At 61.5% G+C, this 19,140-nt stretch carries 16 protein-coding genes; 13 read left to right on the plus strand and 3 right to left on the minus strand.

What is annotated here, in order from left to right:
• Window positions 1-364: 364 nt before the first annotated feature.
• From I8E17_RS12215 to I8E17_RS12235, 5 genes are all read left to right on the plus strand, one after another.
• Complete coding sequence (locus I8E17_RS12215; protein WP_069611769.1) at window positions 365-1,900, plus strand: ABC transporter substrate-binding protein; 1,536 nt, start codon at window positions 365-367, stop codon at window positions 1,898-1,900.
• 246 nt (window positions 1,901-2,146) lie between these two features.
• Entirely contained in the window at window positions 2,147-3,154 is a 1,008-nt protein-coding gene (locus tag I8E17_RS12220; protein ID WP_069611770.1) for an ABC transporter permease, read from the plus strand.
• Window positions 3,147-4,040 carry an ABC transporter permease gene (locus I8E17_RS12225; protein ID WP_069611771.1) on the plus strand — a complete coding sequence of 298 codons (894 nt, stop codon included), beginning with the start codon at window positions 3,147-3,149 and terminating at the stop codon, window positions 4,038-4,040. Before I8E17_RS12220 ends, I8E17_RS12225 begins: the two co-directional genes overlap by 8 nt.
• Window positions 4,037-4,909: an ABC transporter ATP-binding protein gene (locus I8E17_RS12230; protein ID WP_069611772.1), complete on the plus strand. Its 873-nt coding sequence runs from the start codon at window positions 4,037-4,039 to the stop codon at window positions 4,907-4,909. Before I8E17_RS12225 ends, I8E17_RS12230 begins: the two co-directional genes overlap by 4 nt.
• A complete protein-coding gene (locus I8E17_RS12235; RefSeq protein WP_069611773.1) occupies window positions 4,906-5,754 on the plus strand; it encodes an ATP-binding cassette domain-containing protein in 849 nt (282 codons plus the stop codon). Before I8E17_RS12230 ends, I8E17_RS12235 begins: the two co-directional genes overlap by 4 nt.
• A 15-nt stretch (window positions 5,755-5,769) precedes the next feature.
• Here I8E17_RS12235 and I8E17_RS12240 read toward each other — a convergent pair whose 3' ends face one another.
• Entirely contained in the window at window positions 5,770-7,383 is a 1,614-nt protein-coding gene (locus tag I8E17_RS12240; protein WP_069611774.1) for an AMP-binding protein, read from the minus strand.
• A 296-nt stretch (window positions 7,384-7,679) separates the two neighbouring features.
• On the opposite strand from I8E17_RS12240, the gene I8E17_RS12245 reads away from it, so the two are divergent.
• From I8E17_RS12245 to I8E17_RS12280, 8 genes are read left to right on the plus strand one after another with little or no spacing between them, the layout of a single operon-like run.
• Window positions 7,680-9,998: a bifunctional salicylyl-CoA 5-hydroxylase/oxidoreductase gene (locus I8E17_RS12245; protein WP_069611775.1), complete on the plus strand. Its 2,319-nt coding sequence runs from the start codon at window positions 7,680-7,682 to the stop codon at window positions 9,996-9,998.
• A 7-nt stretch (window positions 9,999-10,005) separates the two neighbouring features.
• Entirely contained in the window at window positions 10,006-10,785 is a 780-nt protein-coding gene (locus I8E17_RS12250; protein WP_069611776.1) for an SDR family NAD(P)-dependent oxidoreductase, read from the plus strand.
• Window positions 10,786-10,788: 3 nt separating this feature from the next.
• On the plus strand, window positions 10,789-11,640 hold the full coding sequence (locus I8E17_RS12255; protein WP_069611777.1) for an enoyl-CoA hydratase family protein: 852 nt from the start codon (window positions 10,789-10,791) through the stop codon (window positions 11,638-11,640).
• A gap of 4 nt (window positions 11,641-11,644) precedes the next feature.
• Window positions 11,645-12,826: an acyl-CoA dehydrogenase family protein gene (locus I8E17_RS12260; protein ID WP_113366623.1), complete on the plus strand. Its 1,182-nt coding sequence runs from the start codon at window positions 11,645-11,647 to the stop codon at window positions 12,824-12,826.
• 14 nt (window positions 12,827-12,840) lie between these two features.
• On the plus strand, window positions 12,841-14,022 hold the full coding sequence (locus tag I8E17_RS12265) for an acyl-CoA dehydrogenase (RefSeq protein ID WP_069611877.1): 1,182 nt from the start codon (window positions 12,841-12,843) through the stop codon (window positions 14,020-14,022).
• An 8-nt stretch (window positions 14,023-14,030) separates the two neighbouring features.
• Entirely contained in the window at window positions 14,031-14,462 is a 432-nt protein-coding gene (locus I8E17_RS12270) for a thioesterase family protein (protein WP_069611779.1), read from the plus strand.
• Window positions 14,440-14,835: a RidA family protein gene (locus I8E17_RS12275; protein WP_069611780.1), complete on the plus strand. Its 396-nt coding sequence runs from the start codon at window positions 14,440-14,442 to the stop codon at window positions 14,833-14,835. The genes I8E17_RS12270 and I8E17_RS12275 overlap by 23 nt, the downstream gene beginning before the upstream one ends.
• A gap of 17 nt (window positions 14,836-14,852) precedes the next feature.
• On the plus strand, window positions 14,853-16,820 hold the full coding sequence (locus I8E17_RS12280) for a 3-hydroxyacyl-CoA dehydrogenase NAD-binding domain-containing protein (RefSeq protein WP_069611781.1): 1,968 nt from the start codon (window positions 14,853-14,855) through the stop codon (window positions 16,818-16,820).
• Window positions 16,821-16,840: 20 nt separating this feature from the next.
• Here the strand turns inward: I8E17_RS12280 and I8E17_RS12285 are convergent, their stop codons facing one another.
• Together I8E17_RS12285 and I8E17_RS12290 are read right to left on the minus strand one after the other, a co-directional pair.
• On the minus strand, window positions 16,841-18,052 hold the full coding sequence (locus I8E17_RS12285) for an adenylate/guanylate cyclase domain-containing protein (protein WP_069611782.1): 1,212 nt from the start codon (window positions 18,050-18,052) through the stop codon (window positions 16,841-16,843).
• A 155-nt stretch (window positions 18,053-18,207) separates the two neighbouring features.
• The gene (locus I8E17_RS12290) at window positions 18,208-19,110 is read right to left on the minus strand and encodes an SDR family oxidoreductase (protein WP_069611783.1); all 903 of its coding nucleotides are present in this window, start codon (window positions 19,108-19,110) and stop codon (window positions 18,208-18,210) included.
• Between the last annotated feature and the right edge of the window lie 30 nt (window positions 19,111-19,140).

A 19,140-nucleotide genomic window follows, 5' to 3' on the forward strand; every position in this document is an offset into this window, starting at 1 on the left:
GCCCTTGTGGGCTTGTTTTAAATCATTTGCAAAATCATATTTTGAACTTCCTTGAACTGTCAACGAACAATTATGCGATATCGCCGCATCATTTTGCGATATCGGCTGGGCAGCAATACGCTGTCGTCAGCCGATGTTGTTGACACGGATATCTCCGTTGCGCTCAAATATATGCGTATGCATAAAATTTATGCGAACATGTGAAGCCGAGTAAGAATTGCGGACCGGGATTTTACGGAAGCACCAGAGAAAGCGCTTGCCGCTCCAAAATATGTATTTTAAGATTAAAACATTCCGACAATAAATCGCCAGCGGCAGTTGGGCGTCATGCTTTTCTGTCGCTTAACAGGGGAACGGAGTGACCATGACAACGCTTACTCGGCGCGAGGCCCTGAGCCTCGGCGCAGCCGCATTCATGACTGGGATTTTAGCCGGCAGAACGCCTGTGGAAGCAGCGGAAGCCGGCACACTGACCGTCGCTTTCAACGTCAATTTGCCCTCTTTCGATCCGACGACCGGCCCGTCCGCCGTTAATCCGACGATCCAGGCGATCTATCGCTCGATCTTCGACCAGTATATCGGCCAGGGACCGGACCTGAAGTTCCAACCGGGCCTTTTGACCGCCTGGGGCTGGAACGACGACAAGACCAAGGTCTGGATGGACGTACGCGAAGGCGTGACCTGGCACGACGGCTCCAAGTTCACGCCGGATGACGTCGTCTGGTCGCTGGAGCGCGCCGCCAAGCAGGACACCGGCAATCCGATCCAGTTCATCTGGTCGACCGCCAACAATTACAAAGTGGAAGGCAACCGCATCACCGGCGATGTCGTCCGTTTCGAGCCGACCTATTTCAAGTGGATGGCCTTCCTGACAGGCTATGTCCTGCCGAAGGACTACTATACCAAGGTGGGTGCGCAAGGCTTCGAGAAGAAGCCGATCGGCACCGGCCCCTATATGGTCGATGCCTATGAAGGCAATTCCTATCTGCGTCTGAAGGCAAACCCGAACTATTTCGGCGGCAAGCCCGCCTTCGATACCGTCATCTTCAAGTTCGTGCCGGATACGACAAGCCGTGTCGCCGAAATCGAGTCAGGCTCGTCCGACGTGACCCTGGAAATCCCCTATGAGGATTTCGATCGGCTGAAGAAGAAATCCGGTCTTGCGGGCGTCGCCACCCCCATCTCCGATATCGGCATGATCTTCATCAGCAATGTCGAGCCGATGCTCGACAAGAATGTCCGCCTCGCCGCCAATATGGCGATCGACAAGGAAGCGATCATCAAGCGGCTGCTGCGCGGCTACGGCAAGCCGCTATCGACACTGGAGGCGCCGGAATACGAAGCTTACGACGCATCAGTCAAAATCCCTTACGATCCGGAACAGGCCAAGAAGCTCCTGGCCGCCAGCGGCTATTCGCCGGAAAAGCCGGTGAAATTCGCCATCAAGACCACCCGCGGCTTCAAGCCGAAGGATTACGAGATGATCCAGGCGATCGTCGGCATGTGGCGCAAGGTCGGGATCGAGGCTGAGATCGAAGTCTACGAAATCGCCAAGCATTATGAGCTGCGCGCTGCCCATCAGCTCGGCCCGGCCGCCTTCTACAACTGGGGCAACGCCATCGGCGATCCCACGACCTCGACCGGCTTCGCCATGTTCGGCCCCTCGCCACACTCTGCCTGGAAGACCAAGGATGTCGACGACATGCTGGGACCGCTCTGGGTGGAAAAGGACGAGGCAAAGCGCATTGCCGGCTGGAAGGCGGCGATCAAGTACATCGCCGAGCAGGGCTATGTGATCCCGTTGCTGCAATATGCCCAGCCGATCGTCTACAAATCGAGCTTGAAGGTCACACCGAACGTATCAGGTGCCCTGCAGCCGACGCTGGTGTCGAAGGGTTGATACGTCGGGCTTTGAGCGTGCAGCCTTGCCCCTCACACTAGCCCTCTCCCCGTCCTGAGCTTGTCGAAGGGGCGGGGAGAGGGGACGACCTCCGTACCTTCGCCTAAGAAGGGGGTCGGAAGGAAGGCAGTGAGTGCGTCTATCCCCTTCTCCCCGTGAAAACGGGGAGAAGGTGGCCCATAGGCCGGATGAGGGGCTGGCACGCTCCATGTTACAGTCAGCACATGCGATCGGAACTCATAACGCATGATAGCAGTCTCCATTCTCAACCGCTTCATCATGGCCGCGATCACCCTCTTCGGAGTGGCGCTGATCGTCTTCGTCCTGCTGCGCGTCGTACCGGGTGATCCGATCGCCATGATGATTTCGCCGGGCGCAAGCCCCGCCGACATCGCCGCACTGCGCGCCCATTACGGGCTCGATGCGAGCCTTACCACGCAATTCTGGCTCTGGCTGAAATCGGTTCTGATAGGCGATTTCGGGACATCGATCTCCCTGAAGCGCGATGTGCTCTCCCTGCTCGGCGAGCGCCTCCCCGCAACGCTGGAGCTCGCCTTTGCCGCGCTGGTACTGGCGGTTCTTCTCGGCGGCGCGGTTGCCGTCGTTGGCACGCTCGCCCGCCACACGATTTTCGAACCTGTGATCGACAGCCTGAACGGCCTTTTCCTGGCTGTTCCGGATTTTGTCTGGGCGCTGGCGCTGGTCCTTGTCCTCGGCGTTCTTTTTCCGCTTTTCCCACTCTCCGGACGCATCGATCCGAGTATAGACGCACAATTCGCGACCCCCTTCTACCTCATTGAAAGCTTTGTAACGTTTCGCTTCAGTATCTTCACGGACATCTGCGCCCATATGGTCATGCCGGTCCTGGCGCTCGGCCTGCCGCTCGCCGCTATCATCGCCCGCGTGCTAAAAGCCGCGCTCTCCGAGGCCATGGTGCAGGACTATATCCTGCTCGCCAAACTCAAGGGCATGTCCGAGTTGCGGCTGGTGTTGCAGGAGGCGCTGCGCAATGCCGTTGGTCCGACCATCGCGCTGACCGGCGTGCAATTTACCTTCCTGATCGGCGGCACCGTCATCGTCGAGCGCATCTTCGCCTATCCCGGCATCGGCAACATGGCGATCGATGCCGTCATCAACCGCGACCTGCCGCTGATCCAGGGGCTGGTGCTGGTCTTCGGCGCCATCTTCATTCTTGTCAATCTGGCGGTCGATCTGCTGGTCGCGGCCTTCAATCCGAGGCTCGCCCATGGCTGACGTCACCTCGCCCGCCGTGCCGCGATCACCCTCCAGAATGGCGAAACGCCTGCGCGCGCTGCTCGCCGAGCCGAAGGTGATCTTTGGCGGTGGCTTCATCCTCATCCTCATCATCCTTGCGATCTTTGCTCCTTACATCGCACCGAAGGATCCGCTGGAGCAGGATCTGATGTCCGGCACCCTGCCGCCTGCATGGATCGAGGGTTCCGATCCGGGCTTTCTGCTCGGCACGGACGATCTCGGCCGCGACGTGCTCTCGCGCGCCATCTTCGGCACACGCATCGCGCTCACGGTCGCCTTCGTCGCGGCCGGGCTTGCGGCCTTGATCGGCACGCTGCTCGGCCTTCTCGCCGGCTGGTACGGCGGCTGGGTCGACAAGGCGATCTCCCGCCTTGTCGATATCTGGATGGCCTTTCCGCCCGTACTTCTGTCGATCCTGCTCGTCGCCGTCTTCGGCTCCGGCGTGCACTCGGTCATCGCGGCCATCGTCATCATTGATTGGACGCGCTTCTGTCGCGTCGTGCGCTCGGAAACGCAGGCGCAGGCACGGATGGATTATGTGACCGCCGCCCACACGATCGGCTTTTCGCGGACCAGAATCCTCTTCAACGAAATCCTGCCCAATGTGACGCCGGTGCTGATCGCTCTCGTCAGCCTGGAAATGGGCATCGCCGTCATCGTCGAAGCCATCCTGTCCTTCGTCGGCCTGTCGGTCGCCTCCGACACGCCGACCTGGGGCGGCATGATCGCCGAAGGGCGGCAAATGATCTATCAGGGCTGGTGGGTGCTGGTCGTGCCCCTGATTGCACTCTTCGCAACGGTGCTTGCCTTCAATCAACTCGGTGACGGCCTGCGCCGCGCCCTCGATCCGGTGATGCGCCGATGACATCTCCACTTCTCTCCATGACGGGCCTCAGTGCCATATCCGACCGCGACGGTGGCACACCCATCCTGCGCGCTGTTTCCCTGACGCTCACGCGCGGCGAAGTGCGCGGGCTCGTCGGCGAAAGCGGCGCTGGAAAATCGACCATCGCCAAAGCCCTGCTCGGCATACTGCCGCGCAGCGTCCGCATCACCAACGGCTCGATATTGTTCGAAAACCGCGACCTGCTCACGCTCTCCGCCAGGGAATTGCGAGACATCATGGGCAGCGAGATCTCGCTGATCCCGCAGGACCCGCAGACGGCGCTCAATCCTGGCCGCCGCATCGAAGCGCAACTCACAGACGGCCTGCGGTTGAAGCGGGGCATGTCGTCGGGCGATGCCCGCCGGCGGGCACTGAAGCTGCTGGAGGAGGTGCATATCCGCGATCCCGAGCGCGTGCTGCGCGCCTATCCCCACGAATTATCCGGCGGGATGCGGCAGCGCATCCTGATCGCCGCCGCCTTCGCGCTGGAGCCGAAACTGGTGGTCGCCGACGAGCCGACCACCGCGCTCGACGTCACCGTGCAGAAGCAGATCCTGCGGCTGATCCGCGGCCTGCAGGAAGCGCACGGCACCGCCGTCATCTTCGTCACCCACGATCTCGGCGTCGTCGCCCAGATCTGCGACAGTGTGACCCTGCTTTACGCTGGCAAGGTGATCGAGGACGGACGCACGAGCGACGTGCTGACGCAGCCCAAGCATATCTACACGAAATCCTTGATATCGGCCGGGCCGCGCTATGACCGGCCGGATGCCGGGCTGACGCCGGTGCCGCAGGCCGTTTTCGAACAATTACGCCGCGAGATCGGCATTCCCGAGGGAAGCCGATGAGCGTTTCCGATACTCTCCTTTCGGCCAGAGGCATCGAGGTCATCTATGGCGCCAAGCGGCACCTTTTCGGGCCGCCGGGCTTGGGCATCAAGGTGCTGCACGGCGTCGACGTCGATATCAACCGCGGCGAAACCGTGGGCATCGTTGGCGAAAGCGGCTCAGGCAAGACGACACTCGGCCGCGCCCTGCTGCGGCTGATCGACGCAAACGCGGGCACTATCCATTTCGACGGCAGGGACATCACGCGCCTGCCTGATGCCGATATGCGACCGCTCCGTCGACGCTTGCAGATGATCTTTCAGGATCCGATGGCCTCACTCAATCCGCGCCACACGATCCGCCGCATTCTTGTCGAGCCGTTACTGCTGCATCGGCTGGCTTCGGACCGGAAAGAAGCTGAGCGGCAGGTTGCCGCAATTCTCGAACGCGTAACGCTGCCGCAGACATGCCTCGACCGCAATCCGCATGAACTTTCAGGCGGTCAGCGCCAGCGCATCGGCATCGCGCGTGCCGCCCTGCTGAAGCCGGATTTCGTGCTGGCCGACGAGATCGTCTCCGGCCTCGACGTATCGACGCAGGCACAGGTGCTCAATCTGCTGAAGGAGCTTTCGCGCGATCTTGGGCTCTCGATGGCCTTCATCAGCCACGATCTCTCCGTCATCCGCGCGGTCTGCGACCGCGTCTACGTCATGCGTAACGGCCGCGTCGAAGAGGAAGGCGATTGCGAGCGCGTCTTCACGGCACCCGCCTCCGCCTATACGCGAATGCTGCTCGACGCCATTCCCTTGCCGGAAATCGATCCGCATTGGCTCGGTCGCGAGACGGGCCAGGAAAACGCTGCCTGATAAGCACTCGGACGTTCAGTTGCGCAGGCGGAAACGCTGTATCTTGCCCGATTCCGTCTTCGGCAGAGCTTCGACGAAGATAATGGAACGCGGATATTTGTAAGGCGCGATGACCGCCTTCACATGATCCTGCAGCTTGCGAACCTGCAGATCCGAGGCAGCAATGCCGGGTGCCAGCACCACATGCGCCTGCACGATATGGCCCCTTTCCTCGTCGGGCTTACCGACGACGGCACATTCCAGCACATCGGCATGCGAAAGAAGGGCTGCTTCTACTTCCGGTCCGGCAATATTGTAACCGGCCGAAAGAATGATGTCGTCGGAACGGGCGGCAAAATGGAAATAGCCATCCTCATCCTGAATGAAGCTGTCGCCCGTCAGGTTCCAGCCATCTCGCACGTAGTCGGCCTGTCTGTGGTCAGCGAGATAACGGCAGCCGATCGGCCCGCGAACGACGAGTTTGCCGATGACCCCACGCGGAACCTCGTTCATATCGTCATCGACAACGCGGGCCTCATAGCCCGTCAGCGGCTTGCCCGTGCAGTTCGGCTTAGCGTCGGACAGGCGGTTGGAAATGAAGATATGCAGCATCTCGGTCGAGCCGATGCCGTCGAGGATGGGCTTGCCGGTCTTGCGCGTCCATTCCTCGAAAATCGGGCCCGGCAGCGTCTCGCCGGCCGAAACGGCGATACGAAGTGAAGACAGATCCGCCCCCTCTTCCATCGCTGCCAGCATGGCGCGATAGGCCGTCGGCGCCGTGAAGCTGATGGTCGCGCCGTACTCCTGAATGATCTCGACCATGTTCTTCGGCGAGGCGTTTTCGAGCAGCGCCGTCGACGCCCCGAAGCGCAAGGGGAAGACGACCAGACCGCCGAGCCCGAAGGTGAAGGCGATCGGCGGCGAGCCGATGAAGACATCATCCGGCGTCACCTGCAGGACTTCCTTGGCATAGGCGTCGGCAATGATCAGGATATCCCGATGGAAGTGCATGGTGGCCTTCGGCACACCCGTCGAGCCCGAGGTGAAGCCGAGCAGCGCCACATCATCCCGCCCGGTTTTGACAGGCTCGAAGCGAACGGGCTTGTTGAGCGCGATCCGGTCGAGCTCGGCATCATGGTTGGCGGTGCCGTCGAAACCGACGACCTGCTTCAGAAAGCGGCTGTCCTTGGCTGCGGTGACGAGTTCCTCCAGCAGCCTGGTATCGCAAAGCGCAAACGAGATCTCCGCCTTGTCGATGATCTTCGAAAGCTCGCCTGCCCTGAGCATCGGCATGGTATTGACGGCAACGGCGCCGACCTTCGTCACCGCCAGCCAGCAGGCGATCATGGCAGGGTTATTGCCGGAGCGGATGAGGACGCGATTGCCCGGCTTGACGCCGAAATCCTCGGCAAGCGCGTGGGCGATGCGATTGGTCCAGTCCGCCAGTTCCTTGTAGGTGCGGCGGCGACCGTTGCCGATCAGGGCCACGTGATCGGCGAACCCCTTTTCGACCATCCGGTCGCTGAGTTCGAAGCCGGCATTCAGCCATTCCGGATAGTCGAAACCCTCCATTCGCAGTTCGGGCCATTCATCGAAGGGCGGCAGATTGTCTCGCGTGAATGTATCGGTATGACCGCTCGGTCCCAGCATTGCCTTGCTCCCACATTCTTATCGATCAATCGCCACGACAGCCGTTTCCCCGCGGCGCATGTGGCATTGCTAAAAAAGATCGCACCGAAGGCTGCAATGTTCAAGCAAGAAATTTTAAGTCTAAACTATATTTGGCTTCCGATTGATTCCAAAAGGCTATTCCCGATTTTCCTGCTATTATGTGTACCTACAGGCCGCATATCGGAGCAGGAAAAGCCTTGACGAATGGCTTCAACAAGATATTTTAAACTTAAATTATTTTGAAATCGGCTCCAGCCGAACGAGGAGGGAAAGCGATGCGCATCGTCTGTATCGGCGGCGGCCCCGCAGGACTCTACTTCGCGCTTCTGATGAAGAAGCTCCATCCCGGGCACTCCATCCGCGTCGTCGAGCGTAACCGCCCCTATGATACCTTCGGCTGGGGCGTCGTCTTCTCCGACGCGACCATGGTTTCGATGCGGGAATGGGATCCCGAAAGTGCCGCCGAGATCGAGGATGCCTTCAACCATTGGGACGACATCGAAGTCCTGTTCAAGGGCACCCGCCAGCGCACGTCTGGCCACGGCTTTGTCGGCATCGGCCGCAAGAAGCTGCTCAATATTCTGCAGCGCCGCTGCGAAGCACTCGGAGTCGAGCTGATCTTCGAAACGGAGGTCAATTCCGATCTCGATTATCCCGATGCTGATCTGATCATCGGCTCCGACGGCCTCAATTCCAAGATCCGCAATCATTATCCGGAAGTCTTCCAGCCTGATATGATCACCCGGCCGAACCGCTATATCTGGCTCGGCACCAACAAGCTTTTCGACGCCTTCACCTTCGATTTCCGCCGCACCGATCATGGCTGGTTCCAGGCGCATATCTATAAGTTCGACGACAAGACCTCGACCTTCATCGTCGAGACGACGGAAGAGGCCTACCTCGCCCACGGCCTCGATAAGATGGACCAGGACGGCTCCATCGCCTTCTGCGAAAACCTGTTCTCCGAAGTGCTCGAAGGTGCTTCGCTGATGACCAATGCCCGCCACATTCGCGGCTCGGCCTGGCTGAATTTCAACCGCCTGATCTGCGGCAAGTGGAGCCATTTCAACGGCAACTCCCATGTCGTGCTGATGGGCGATGCCGCCCATACCGCCCATTTCGCCATCGGCTCCGGCACCAAGCTTGCCATCGATGACGCGATCGAGCTGACGCGGCAATTCCAGAAACACGGGCACGACAAAGACAAGATACCGGCCGTTCTCGAAACCTACGAGGAAATCCGTCGCGTCGATGTCGCCCGCATTCAGAACGCCGCGCGCAATGCGATGGAATGGTTCGAAGTCGTCGGCCGCCGCTATGCCGATACGCTCGAGCCGCCGCAGTTCATGTATTCGATGCTGACTCGCTCGCAGCGCATCAGCCATGAAAATCTGCGATTGCGCGACAAGACCTGGCTCGAAGGCTATGAGCGCTGGTTCGCCGAAAAATCCGGCCTCCACGTCGGCAACGACCGCTGCCTGCCACCGATGTTCACGCCCTATCGCCTCCGGGATGTCCAACTTATCAACCGCATCGTCATGTCTCCGATGGCGATGTACTCGGCAGAAGATGGTGTGATGAACGATTTCCACATCGTCCATCTCGGTTCGCGCGCGCTTGGTGGCGCAGGGCTGATCTTCGCGGAAATGACCTGCGTTACCCCAGACGCCCGCATCACCCCGGGCTGCCTCGGTCTCTGGAATAACGAGCAGGTGGCGCAGTGGAAGCGCCTCGTCGACTTCGTTCACACGAACAGCGCCGCCAAAGTCGGCATCCAGCTCGGCCATGCCGGCCGCAAGGGCGCGACGAAACTTGCCTGGGAAGGCATCGACCAGCCGCTCCCCGAAGGCGAATGGCCGCTGATCTCGGCATCAGCAATCCCCTACCTCAAGAACAGCCAAGTGCCGAAGGCCATGGATCGCGCCGATATGGACCGCGTCAAGGCCGACTTCATCCGCTCGACCGAGCTCGCCATTGAGACCGGCGCGGACTGGCTGGAACTGCATTGCGCCCACGGCTATCTGCTCTCGAGCTTCCTGTCGCCGCTCACCAATCTGCGCGACGACGAATATGGCGGCAGCCACGAGAATCGCGCCCGCTATCCCCTCGAAGTTTTCAAGGCGATGCGCACTATCTGGCCGGCGAATAAGCCGATCTCGGTTCGTCTTTCCTGCCACGACTGGACTGACGGAGGCAACACGCCGGAAGATGCGGCTATCTTTGCCCACATGTTCAAGGAGGCCGGCGCCGACCTCATCGACTGCTCTTCGGGCCAGGTGTCAAAGCAGGAAAAGCCCGTCTATGGCCGCCTGTTCCAGACGCCCTTCTCCGACAAGATCCGCAACGAGATCGGCATCCCTACGATTGCCGTCGGCGCGATCTCCGAGGCCGACCACGCTAATTCGATCATCGCCGCCGGCCGCGCCGATCTCTGTGCCATCGCCCGCCCGCATCTGGCTGATCCGGCCTGGTCGCTGCATGAAGCCGCCAAGATCGGTCTGACTTCCATTCCCTGGCCGAAGCAATATCTTTCCGGCAAGACGCAGTATGAAACCAACCTTGCCCGCGCAGCCATGGCAGCACCGGCGAAATGAGGATGAAATGACGACTTCGGGCAAACTCGCCGGCCGTCACGCCCTTATCACCGGGGCCGGCAGCGGCATCGGTGCCGCGATCGCCAGGGCGATTGCCGCCGAGGGCGCGCGCGTCAGCCTAGCCGGTCGCCGCCGCGAACCGCTGGAAGCGGTTGCCGCCGAAGCCGGCGCCGAGGCATTCGTGGTCGATGGCTTCGATGTCACTAGCCCTGAAGCCGTCTCCCAGGGCCTTGCCAAGGCGCGCGAGAAGTTCGGCTCCGTCGATATCCTCGTCAACAATGCCGGTGAGGCACCGAGCGCAGCCTTCGAGAAGACGAGCCTCGAGGCCTGGAACCACGTCCTCTCGGTCGACCTGACAGGCGTTTTCGTGGTGACCCAGGCTGCCCTTCCCGATCTGAAGGCTTACGGTCCCGGCGCGCGTATCATCAACATCGCCTCGACGGCTGGCTTGAAGGGATATGGGTACGTCTCGGCTTACGTCGCCGCCAAGCACGGCGTGGTCGGCCTGACGCGCTCGCTGGCGCTGGAGCTGGCGAAGACCGGCATCACGGTCAATGCCGTCTGCCCCGGCTTCACCGACACGCCGATCATCCAGCGCTCGATCGAAACCATCGTCGCCAAGACCGGGCGCACCGCCGAACAGGCACTCGGCGAATTCACGAAATCCAATCCGCAGGGACGCCTCGTGAAGCCGGAAGAGGTCGCCGATACCGTGCTCTGGCTTGCTTTGCCGGCTGCAGCATCGATCAATGGACAGGCAATTGCCGTTGCCGGTGGGGAGATTTGAGGGATGAGCGATCGGGACATGACGATGAAGGGACATCTGAAGCCCTTTAAGAATTACAAGCCTGAGCACTTCCTCTGGGATGTCAGCGAAGATGGCCGCGTCGCCACCATCCGCCTGAACCGTCCGGAACGTAAGAACCCGCTGACCTTCGACAGCTATGCCGAGCTGCGCGATCTGTTCCGCGATCTCGTTTACGCATCGGATATCCGCGCCATCGTGCTGATGGGCGCGGGTGGCAATTTCTCCTCCGGTGGCGATGTCTTCGAGATCATCGAGCCGCTGACGCGCATGGCGATGCCCGAGCTTCTGGCTTTCACGCGCATGACCGGCGATCTCGTCAAGGCGATGCGCAAATGCCCGCAGCCGATCATCTCGGCGGTGGACGGCATCTGCGCCGGCGCCGGCGCTATCCTCGCCATGGCCTCTGATCTGAGGTTGGCGACGCCCGAAGCGAAAACCGCCTTCCTTTTCACCCGCGTCGGTCTTGCCGGCGCGGACATGGGCGCCTGCGGTATACTGCCCCGCATCATCGGCCAGGGCCGCGCCGCCGAGCTTCTCTTCACCGGCCGCTCGATGACATCCGCGGAAGGACAAGCCTGGGGCTTCTATAACGGCCTGCACGCCAGCGCCGACCTCGAAAGCGAAGCGGTCAAGCTCGCCCGTTCGCTGGCCGATGGTCCCTGGTTCGCCCATGGTATGACCAAGACCATGCTGAACCAGGAATGGGCGATGGGGATCGACGAGATGATCGAATCCGAAGCGCAGGCACAGGCGATCTGCATGGCGACGCAGGATTTCCGCCGCGCTTTCGAAGCCTTCGCGGCCAAGCGCCGGCCGGAATTCCAGGGGGATTGAGCTGATGTCCACGGCAAGCAGCCTCCCCGGCCCGACCCGCGATCATCTGGATTGGCCCTTCTTCGAGGAGCGCCATCACCGTTTTGCCGCCGAGGTCGATGCGTTCGCAAAGACCGGCGTGATGGCTTCGATCGATCATGCCGATGTCGATGACGAATGCCGCAAGCTGGTCAAGGCGCTGGGCGAAGCCGGACTGCTGACAGCTGCGACGGGCTCCTCCGATAGGGAACCGCTGATCGATTCCCGCATGGTCTGCATCGCTCGCGAAATGCTGGCCTGGCATGACGGCCTTGCCGATTTCGCCTTCGCCATGCAGGGCCTCGGCACCGGCGCCATCGGCCTTTCCGGCTCGCCCGAATTGCGTTCGGCCGTCCTGCCCAAAGTGCGCTCCGGCGAATGGCTCGCCGCCTTTGCGCTCTCGGAAAAGGACGCTGGCTCCGATGTAGCCGCGATGAGCTGCGCTGCCCGCCCCGATGGCGACCACTATGTCCTCGACGGCGAGAAGACCTGGATTTCCAATGGCGGCATTGCCGACGTCTACACCGTCTTCGCGCGCACCGGCGAAGCGCCGGGAACCCGCGGCATCTCGGCCTTCGTCGTCTTTGCCGACGATCCCGGCTTCTCGATTGCCGAGCGCATCGAGGTCATTGCGCCGCATCCGCTGGCAACGATCCGCTTCGACAATTGCCGCATTCCCGCGTCGCGCCTTCTCGGCGCACCGGGCGAAGGCTTCAAGATCGCGATGCGCACGCTCGATATCTTCCGCGCCTCTGTCGCCGCTGCCGGCCTTGGCTTTGCCCGCCGCGCGCTGGATGAATCGCTTGCCCATGCGCGGTCACGTCCGATGTTCGGCGGCACCCTTGCCGACCTTCAGTTGACGCAGGCCGCCCTCGGCGATATGGCGACTGGCATCGACGCGGCGGCATTGCTCACCTACCGAGCGGCCTGGCGTCGCGACGTGCAGCGCTTGCCGACGACGCGCGAGGCGGCCATGGCCAAGATGACGGCGACGGAAACCGCGCAGAGCGTCATCGACCGCGCCGTTCAGCTCTTTGGCGGACGCGGCGTGAAATCGGGCGAGATAACGGAAAAACTCTATCGGGAGATCCGCGCGCTTCGCATCTATGAAGGTGCGACGGAGGTTCAGAAACTCATCGTCGCGCGCGAACTTTTGAAGACCAATTAATGGGAGATACCAGCATGAGCCGCGAGATTTTCGACTGGGCCGACCCGTTCCGGCTGACGGAGCAGCTGAGCGACGAGGAGCGCATGGTGCTGGATACCGCGCATTCCTACGCGCAGGAAAAGCTCGCGCCCCGCGTCCTCGAAGCCTTCCGCCACGAAAAGACCGATCCGGCGATCTTCCGTGAAATGGGTGAACTCGGCCTGCTCGGCCCGACGATCTCCCCGGAATATGGCGGCGCCGGCCTCAGCTACGTCGCCTACGGCCTGATCGCCCGTGAAGTCGAGCGCGTCGACAGCGGTTATCGCTCGATGATGAGCGTTCAATCTTCGCTCGTCATGGTGCCGATCGAGACCTTTGGTTCGGAAGCGCAGAAGCAGAAGTACCTGCCAAAGCTGGCGACCGGCGAATGGATCGGCTGCTTCGGCCTCACCGAGCCGAACCATGGCTCCGATCCCGGCTCGATGGTGACGCGCGCTAAGAAGGTCGATGGCGGCTACAGCCTGACCGGCGCCAAGACCTGGATCTCCAACGCACCGATCGCCGATGTCTTCGTCGTCTGGGCCAAGACCGAGGATGGCCTCATCCGCGGCTTCATCCTCGAAAAGGGCTGGAAGGGCTTGTCGGCACCCGCCATCCACGGCAAGGTGGGCCTGCGCGCCTCGATCACGGGCGAAGTCGTCATGGAAAATGTGTTCGTGCCCGAAGAAAACCTGATGCCGAACGTATCCGGCCTCAAAGGCCCGTTCACCTGCCTCAACTCGGCACGTTTCGGCATTGCCTGGGGTGCTTTGGGTGCCGCCGAGGATTGCTACGCCAGGGCCCGCCAATATGTGCTCGACCGCAAGCAGTTTGGCCGACCGCTGGCCGCCAACCAGCTGATCCAGAAGAAGCTTGCGGACATGATAACCGAGATCACGCTCGGCCTGCAGGGCTGCCTGCGTCTTGGCCGCATGAAGGAAGAAGGCCATCCGCCTGTGGAACTCACCTCCATCCTCAAGCGCAACAGCTGCGGCAAGGCGCTGGATATCGCCCGCGCCGCCCGCGACATGCTGGGTGGTAACGGCATCTCGGACGAGTTCGGCATTGCGCGTCACCTCGTCAACCTCGAAGTGGTCAACACCTATGAGGGCACGCACGACATTCACGCCCTCATTCTCGGCCGCGCCATTACCGGCATCGCGGCCTTTTCGAACTGAGGCCCGCCTTGGCATTCAAGACCACCAGACCCCTGCGCTTCGGAGACTGCGATCCCTCGGGGATCGCCTATTTCCCATCGTACCTGAACATCCTCGTCGGGGTGCTGGAGGACTATTTTTCCTCGATCGGCTTTTCCTGGCGAAAGCTGATCGAGGACCGCCGCATCGGCGTTCCCACCGTGCGGCTCGACTTGACCTTCGTGAGGCCGGGTCTGCAGGGCGATGATCTCGAATTCACCCTTGCAGTCCGTGGCGTCGGCCGTTCCTCGCTCGATCTCGAACATCAAGTTTCGGCAAACGGCCATGTGCTGTGGACGGCCAAGCACCGCGTCGTCGCCACCTCGCTCGATACGCATAAATCCATTGAATGGCCGGATGATCTCCGCGCCGCGCTGACCTCTCATCTGGAGACGACCGATGCACACCATCCTGCAACCTGAGGGCTGGGCCAAGCCGATCGGCTATGCCAATGGCATGGCGGCGACAGGCCGCATGGTGTTCGTCGGCGGCCAAGTCGGCTGGAATGCAGCCTGCGAGTTCGAAAGCGACGATTTCGTCGAGCAGGTGCGCCAGACGCTGAAGAATGTCGTCGCTATCCTTGCCGAAGGCGGGGCCGAGCCGAAGCACATCACCTCGATGACCTGGTATTTCACCGACAAGCAGGAATATCTCGGCAATCTGAAAGGGATCGGTCAGGCCTATCGCGAGATCATCGGCCGGCACTTCCCGGCCATGGCCGCCGTGCAGGTCGTCGCCCTCGTCGAGGATCGCGCCAAGATCGAGATCCAGGCAACGGCAGTCATTCCGGAATAACATAGGCGGTCAAGATCATGTCGGCATTGCGCTTTTCGGACACCATCTCGGCGGCGCTGACCGACGGGATTCTCGTCGTTACCATCGACAATGCGCCCGTCAACGCGCTCTCTGCCGATGTCCGGGCCGGCCTGATGGCTGCGCTTGATCACGCCGAAAAAGACGGGACGACCACAGGCATCGTGCTCACCGGTGCGGGCAACAGCTTCATCGGCGGCGCCGATATCAAGGAATTCGGCAAGCCGCCGATCGAGCCTCATCTGCCTGATGTCATCGTCCGCATCGAAGCCTTTGCCAAACCCGTTGTCGCCGCGATCAATGGCGTGGCCCTCGGCGGCGGCCTGGAAGTGGCGCTCGCCTGTCATCGTCGCCTTGCCGCGCCAGCGGCGAAACTCGGCCTGCCAGAAGTCAAGCTTGGCATCATACCTGGTGCCGGCGGCACGCAGCGCCTGCCGCGCCTCACCGGCATCGCCGCCGCCATCGATATGATCGCCAATGCACGTCTCGTATCCGCCGCCGAAGCGCTCAAGCTCCGTATTGTTGACGGAGTGGCCAAGGGTGAATTGATCGCCGAAGCTATCACCGACGCCAAGACCGCCAACGCCGCATCGTTACGCCGCGCGGGATCGCTGACCGTTCCTCCGGAAACTACAGATGTGATCGAGAAGGCGGCATCGGACGCATCGCGCAAGGCGCGCGGCCAGCGCGCGCCGGCCGAAGCCATCCGCCTCGTGCGCCTGGCGGCGACCGCCCCTTTATCGGAAGGGCTTGCCGAGGAACGCCGCACCTTTATTACCCTCCGCGACAGCGAAGAGGCGGCAGCATTGCGCTATGTCTTCTTCGCGGAGCGTGCCACTGGCAAGGTCGAGGGACTGGAGGCCGTTGCCCCACGCAAGATCGAAACCATCGGCATTGTCGGCACCGGCCTGATGGGCTCGGGCATTGCCGTTTCCGCCCTCAACGGCGGCTTCCGCGTGATCGGCATCGAGCAGACCATCGATGCTGCAGACAAGGGCCGCGAGCGCATCGCCGGCCTTCTCGATAAGGCCGTGCAATCCGGCCGCCTCGATGCGGCTGGCCGCGAAGATCGCCTCAGCGGGCTGACCGTGACCGCGGACATGCAGCAGTTGACACAGGCCGATATCGTCATCGAAGCCGTCTTCGACGATCTCACCGTCAAGACCGACCTCTTCCAGCGCCTTGGTGCGATCGTTCGAGCCGATGCGATCCTTGCGACCAATACGAGCTATCTCGATCCCGATGTGATCGCTTCGGCCACTAAGCTGCCAGAGCGCGTCGTCGGACTGCACTTCTTCTCGCCCGCCAATATCATGCGGCTCCTGGAAGTGGTGAAGTGCAAGAACACGGCGCCGGATGTGCTGGCGACAGCCCTTGCTTTAGCAAAGCGGCTCGGCAAGCTGCCTGTCGTTTCGGGCGTCACCGAAGGCTTCATCGGCAACCGTATCTTTTCCGCCTATCGCCGCGAAGCGGAATATATGGTCGAGGATGGCGCCTCGCCGCAGGAGATCGACGCAGCCCTGGAGGCCTACGGCTTTCCGATGGGGCCGTTCGCGGTCTTCGACATGGCGGGTCTGGAAATCGCCTGGGCGCGCCGCAAGCGGCAGGCCCCGACACGCGATCCCTCGGAACGCTACGTCGTCATCGCCGACCGGCTCTGCGAAGCCGGCCGCTTCGGCCAGAAGACCGGCCGCGGCTGGTATACCTATCCCGACGGCAAACGGACTGTTGATCCCGAGGTAACGGCAATGATCGAAGCCGCCCGCGCCGAAAAAGGCATTGTACCGAGGAGCTTCACCGCGGAAGAGATCGCCGGGCGCCTGCTGAAAGCCATGGCCATCGAAGGCGACGCCCTGCTTGCGGAAGGCATCGCCGCCCGCGCCAGCGATATCGATCTGGTGATGATCAACGGCTATGGCTTCCCGGCAAGCAAGGGCGGCCCGATGTTTGCGGCCGGCCACCGCTGAAAACCGTCACGGTAGAGGGGTCAGGCCGCCGAAGAGAGCAGCGTGAACAATTCCTGCGGCCGCTTGACGCCACGCAGCGCATAACGGCCGACGGAAACGAGATCGTTGCTTTGCTGGCCTGCCAGCGCCTCGACGAAATTCGACGACATCAGGATGTTACGGTCGGCCGATCGGCACATCGAGGCGATGCGGCTGACTTCGTTGACGGCAGGGCCGATGACGGTGAAGTCCAGCCGGTCCATGCTGCCGATATTGCCGTAGAAGACGTCGCCGATATGCAGGCCGAGATAGACATCCGTAACCGGACGGCCTTCGATCTGCCGCTGCGAATTAAGATCGCGCAGGCGCTGGCGCAGCAGCGATTCCGCCATCAGGGCGGCAGCGCAGGCGTCGGCGGAATTGCGAGCCTTGAAGATCGCCAGCGTGCCGTCGCCGATCAGCTTCAGCACGTTGCCGCCCGCCTCGTGGATTGAGGAGATGACCGCATCGGCATAGGCATTCAGCATCGGGATGATTTCATCCGGCTCGGCCGTATCCGAGATGCGCGTGTAGTTTGCAAGATCGGAAAACCACAGTGCCGCCGAAATCCGCTCCGTCTTGCCTCGCGTGATCTTGCCTTCGAGAACGTGCCGGGCGGCGTCTTCGCCGAGATAGACTTCGGCAATGGTACGGGCGATGCGGCTCATGCCGGTGCATTTGATGGCGAGAGCAAGCGCCGGCGTCAGCTTGCGCAGCACGCGCAAATCCTCTTCCTGGAATCCCATTTCGGCGGCGGTGGCGAAGTTGGAATAGAAGCAATCCATCTCGCCGATCGTGCCGCCCTCTTCGAAACGGTGGATCATAGCGATATAATCGGTGTGACCATCGGCGAGCAACGTATCGAGGCCGTAGAAATCGGTGGGCTCGCCGAAGCCAATACGGCGGCGCACCTCGTCTCCGCCTGTTGTCAGCATGTGATAGAAGGCGGAACGCTGCCAATTCTCGGAGGCGATCCCCTGTTGCGTCGGGCCATATTCGAATTCGCGCTCGATGATCTGATTGCCGTCCCAGCGGAAGGCGCGCCCCTCATAGACCGGATGCAGCGTATCCATTAGCGCCATGGCCCGATCGATGTTAAGACCATGCTGACGGCACTGCTCGCAGAAACCCGAGAGGATATCGACTTCCGTCATTCCCTTGAGGCCGGCTTGCATAAGCCAGCTGGCAATTTCGCCAATGTCCTTCGCGTCCATGGATATCTCCCGACCCTCTGAAGGAATCGCTTTAGTACGAAACTCCAAGGCTTGGAATGCTGTACAACGCAAAATAGCCCCGATGCACGCAACAGATCGCCGCTTCTGTGGCACAGAAGCGGCGATTTGACACGTTCCAAGGATGATTGCGGGCCTTAGGCCTTTGCATGCGGCTTCAGCAGATCTTCCAGACCGATGCGCCGGAAGAGCTCTGCCCGAACCCGATCGGCAACACCGTTGACGATCTCAGCACCATCCTCTGAAGGATCTATATGGGTACGGAACGGCCGCGTTCCAAACGGCATGTCGACAATATCCACGATTGCCGTCGCCACCGAAGCCGTATCGGCATCCGCAGGTTCCAGCGAGGCTAGACCCTTCAGCGCCTGGTCGGGAACGCCGACATAAGGACCATTGTCATATTCCGCAGCGCGAGCCTTGTCTGCCGGCGAACCGGAATGGGCAAAATGGTTGGTGCCCTTCGTAAAAGCGCCTGGCACGATGATGGCGGTCTCGATGCCCCAGCGTGTCAGCTCCGAGGCATAGGAAACGGCAAGCGAATCCATCGCCGCCTTGGCTGCAAAGTAGGGCGAGAGATAGGGCGGCGTGCCGCCGCGCGTGCTGGACGAGGAGACCCAAACAACCAGCCCCTTTCCTTGCCTGCGCATATGAGGCAGCACGGCTCGATTGACCCGCTGGGTGCTGAGCACGTTGATGTCATAGAGCTCGGCAAACTGTTCGGGCGTGAAGGCTTCCGCCGGGCCGAAGGACATGTGACCGGCATTGTGTATGATGGTGTCGATGTGGCCCTGCTCGGCGATAACAGCGGCGATGCCGGCTTCGACGGAAGCATCCGAGGCGACATCGAGTTCGACGGTCCTGAGATCGACGCCGTTCTCCGCAGCGAATGCCGCAGCTGCTTCGACCTGCGACGCATTGCGCCCCTTGGTTTCGCGGATGCCGGCATAGACCGTATGGCCTGCCTTGGCGAGAGCGCGTGCCGTCAAAGCGCCGAAGCCGCTCGATGCGCCAGTGATTACGATGACTTGCTTGCTCATGATTCTGTTCCTTCAGGGGATTGGCTGTTG

Origin of the sequence: Rhizobium sp. AB2/73 (assembly GCF_020871915.1) — a bacterium.
In the GTDB taxonomy this organism is placed as follows: Bacteria; Pseudomonadota; Alphaproteobacteria; order Rhizobiales; family Rhizobiaceae; genus Rhizobium; species Rhizobium dioscoreae.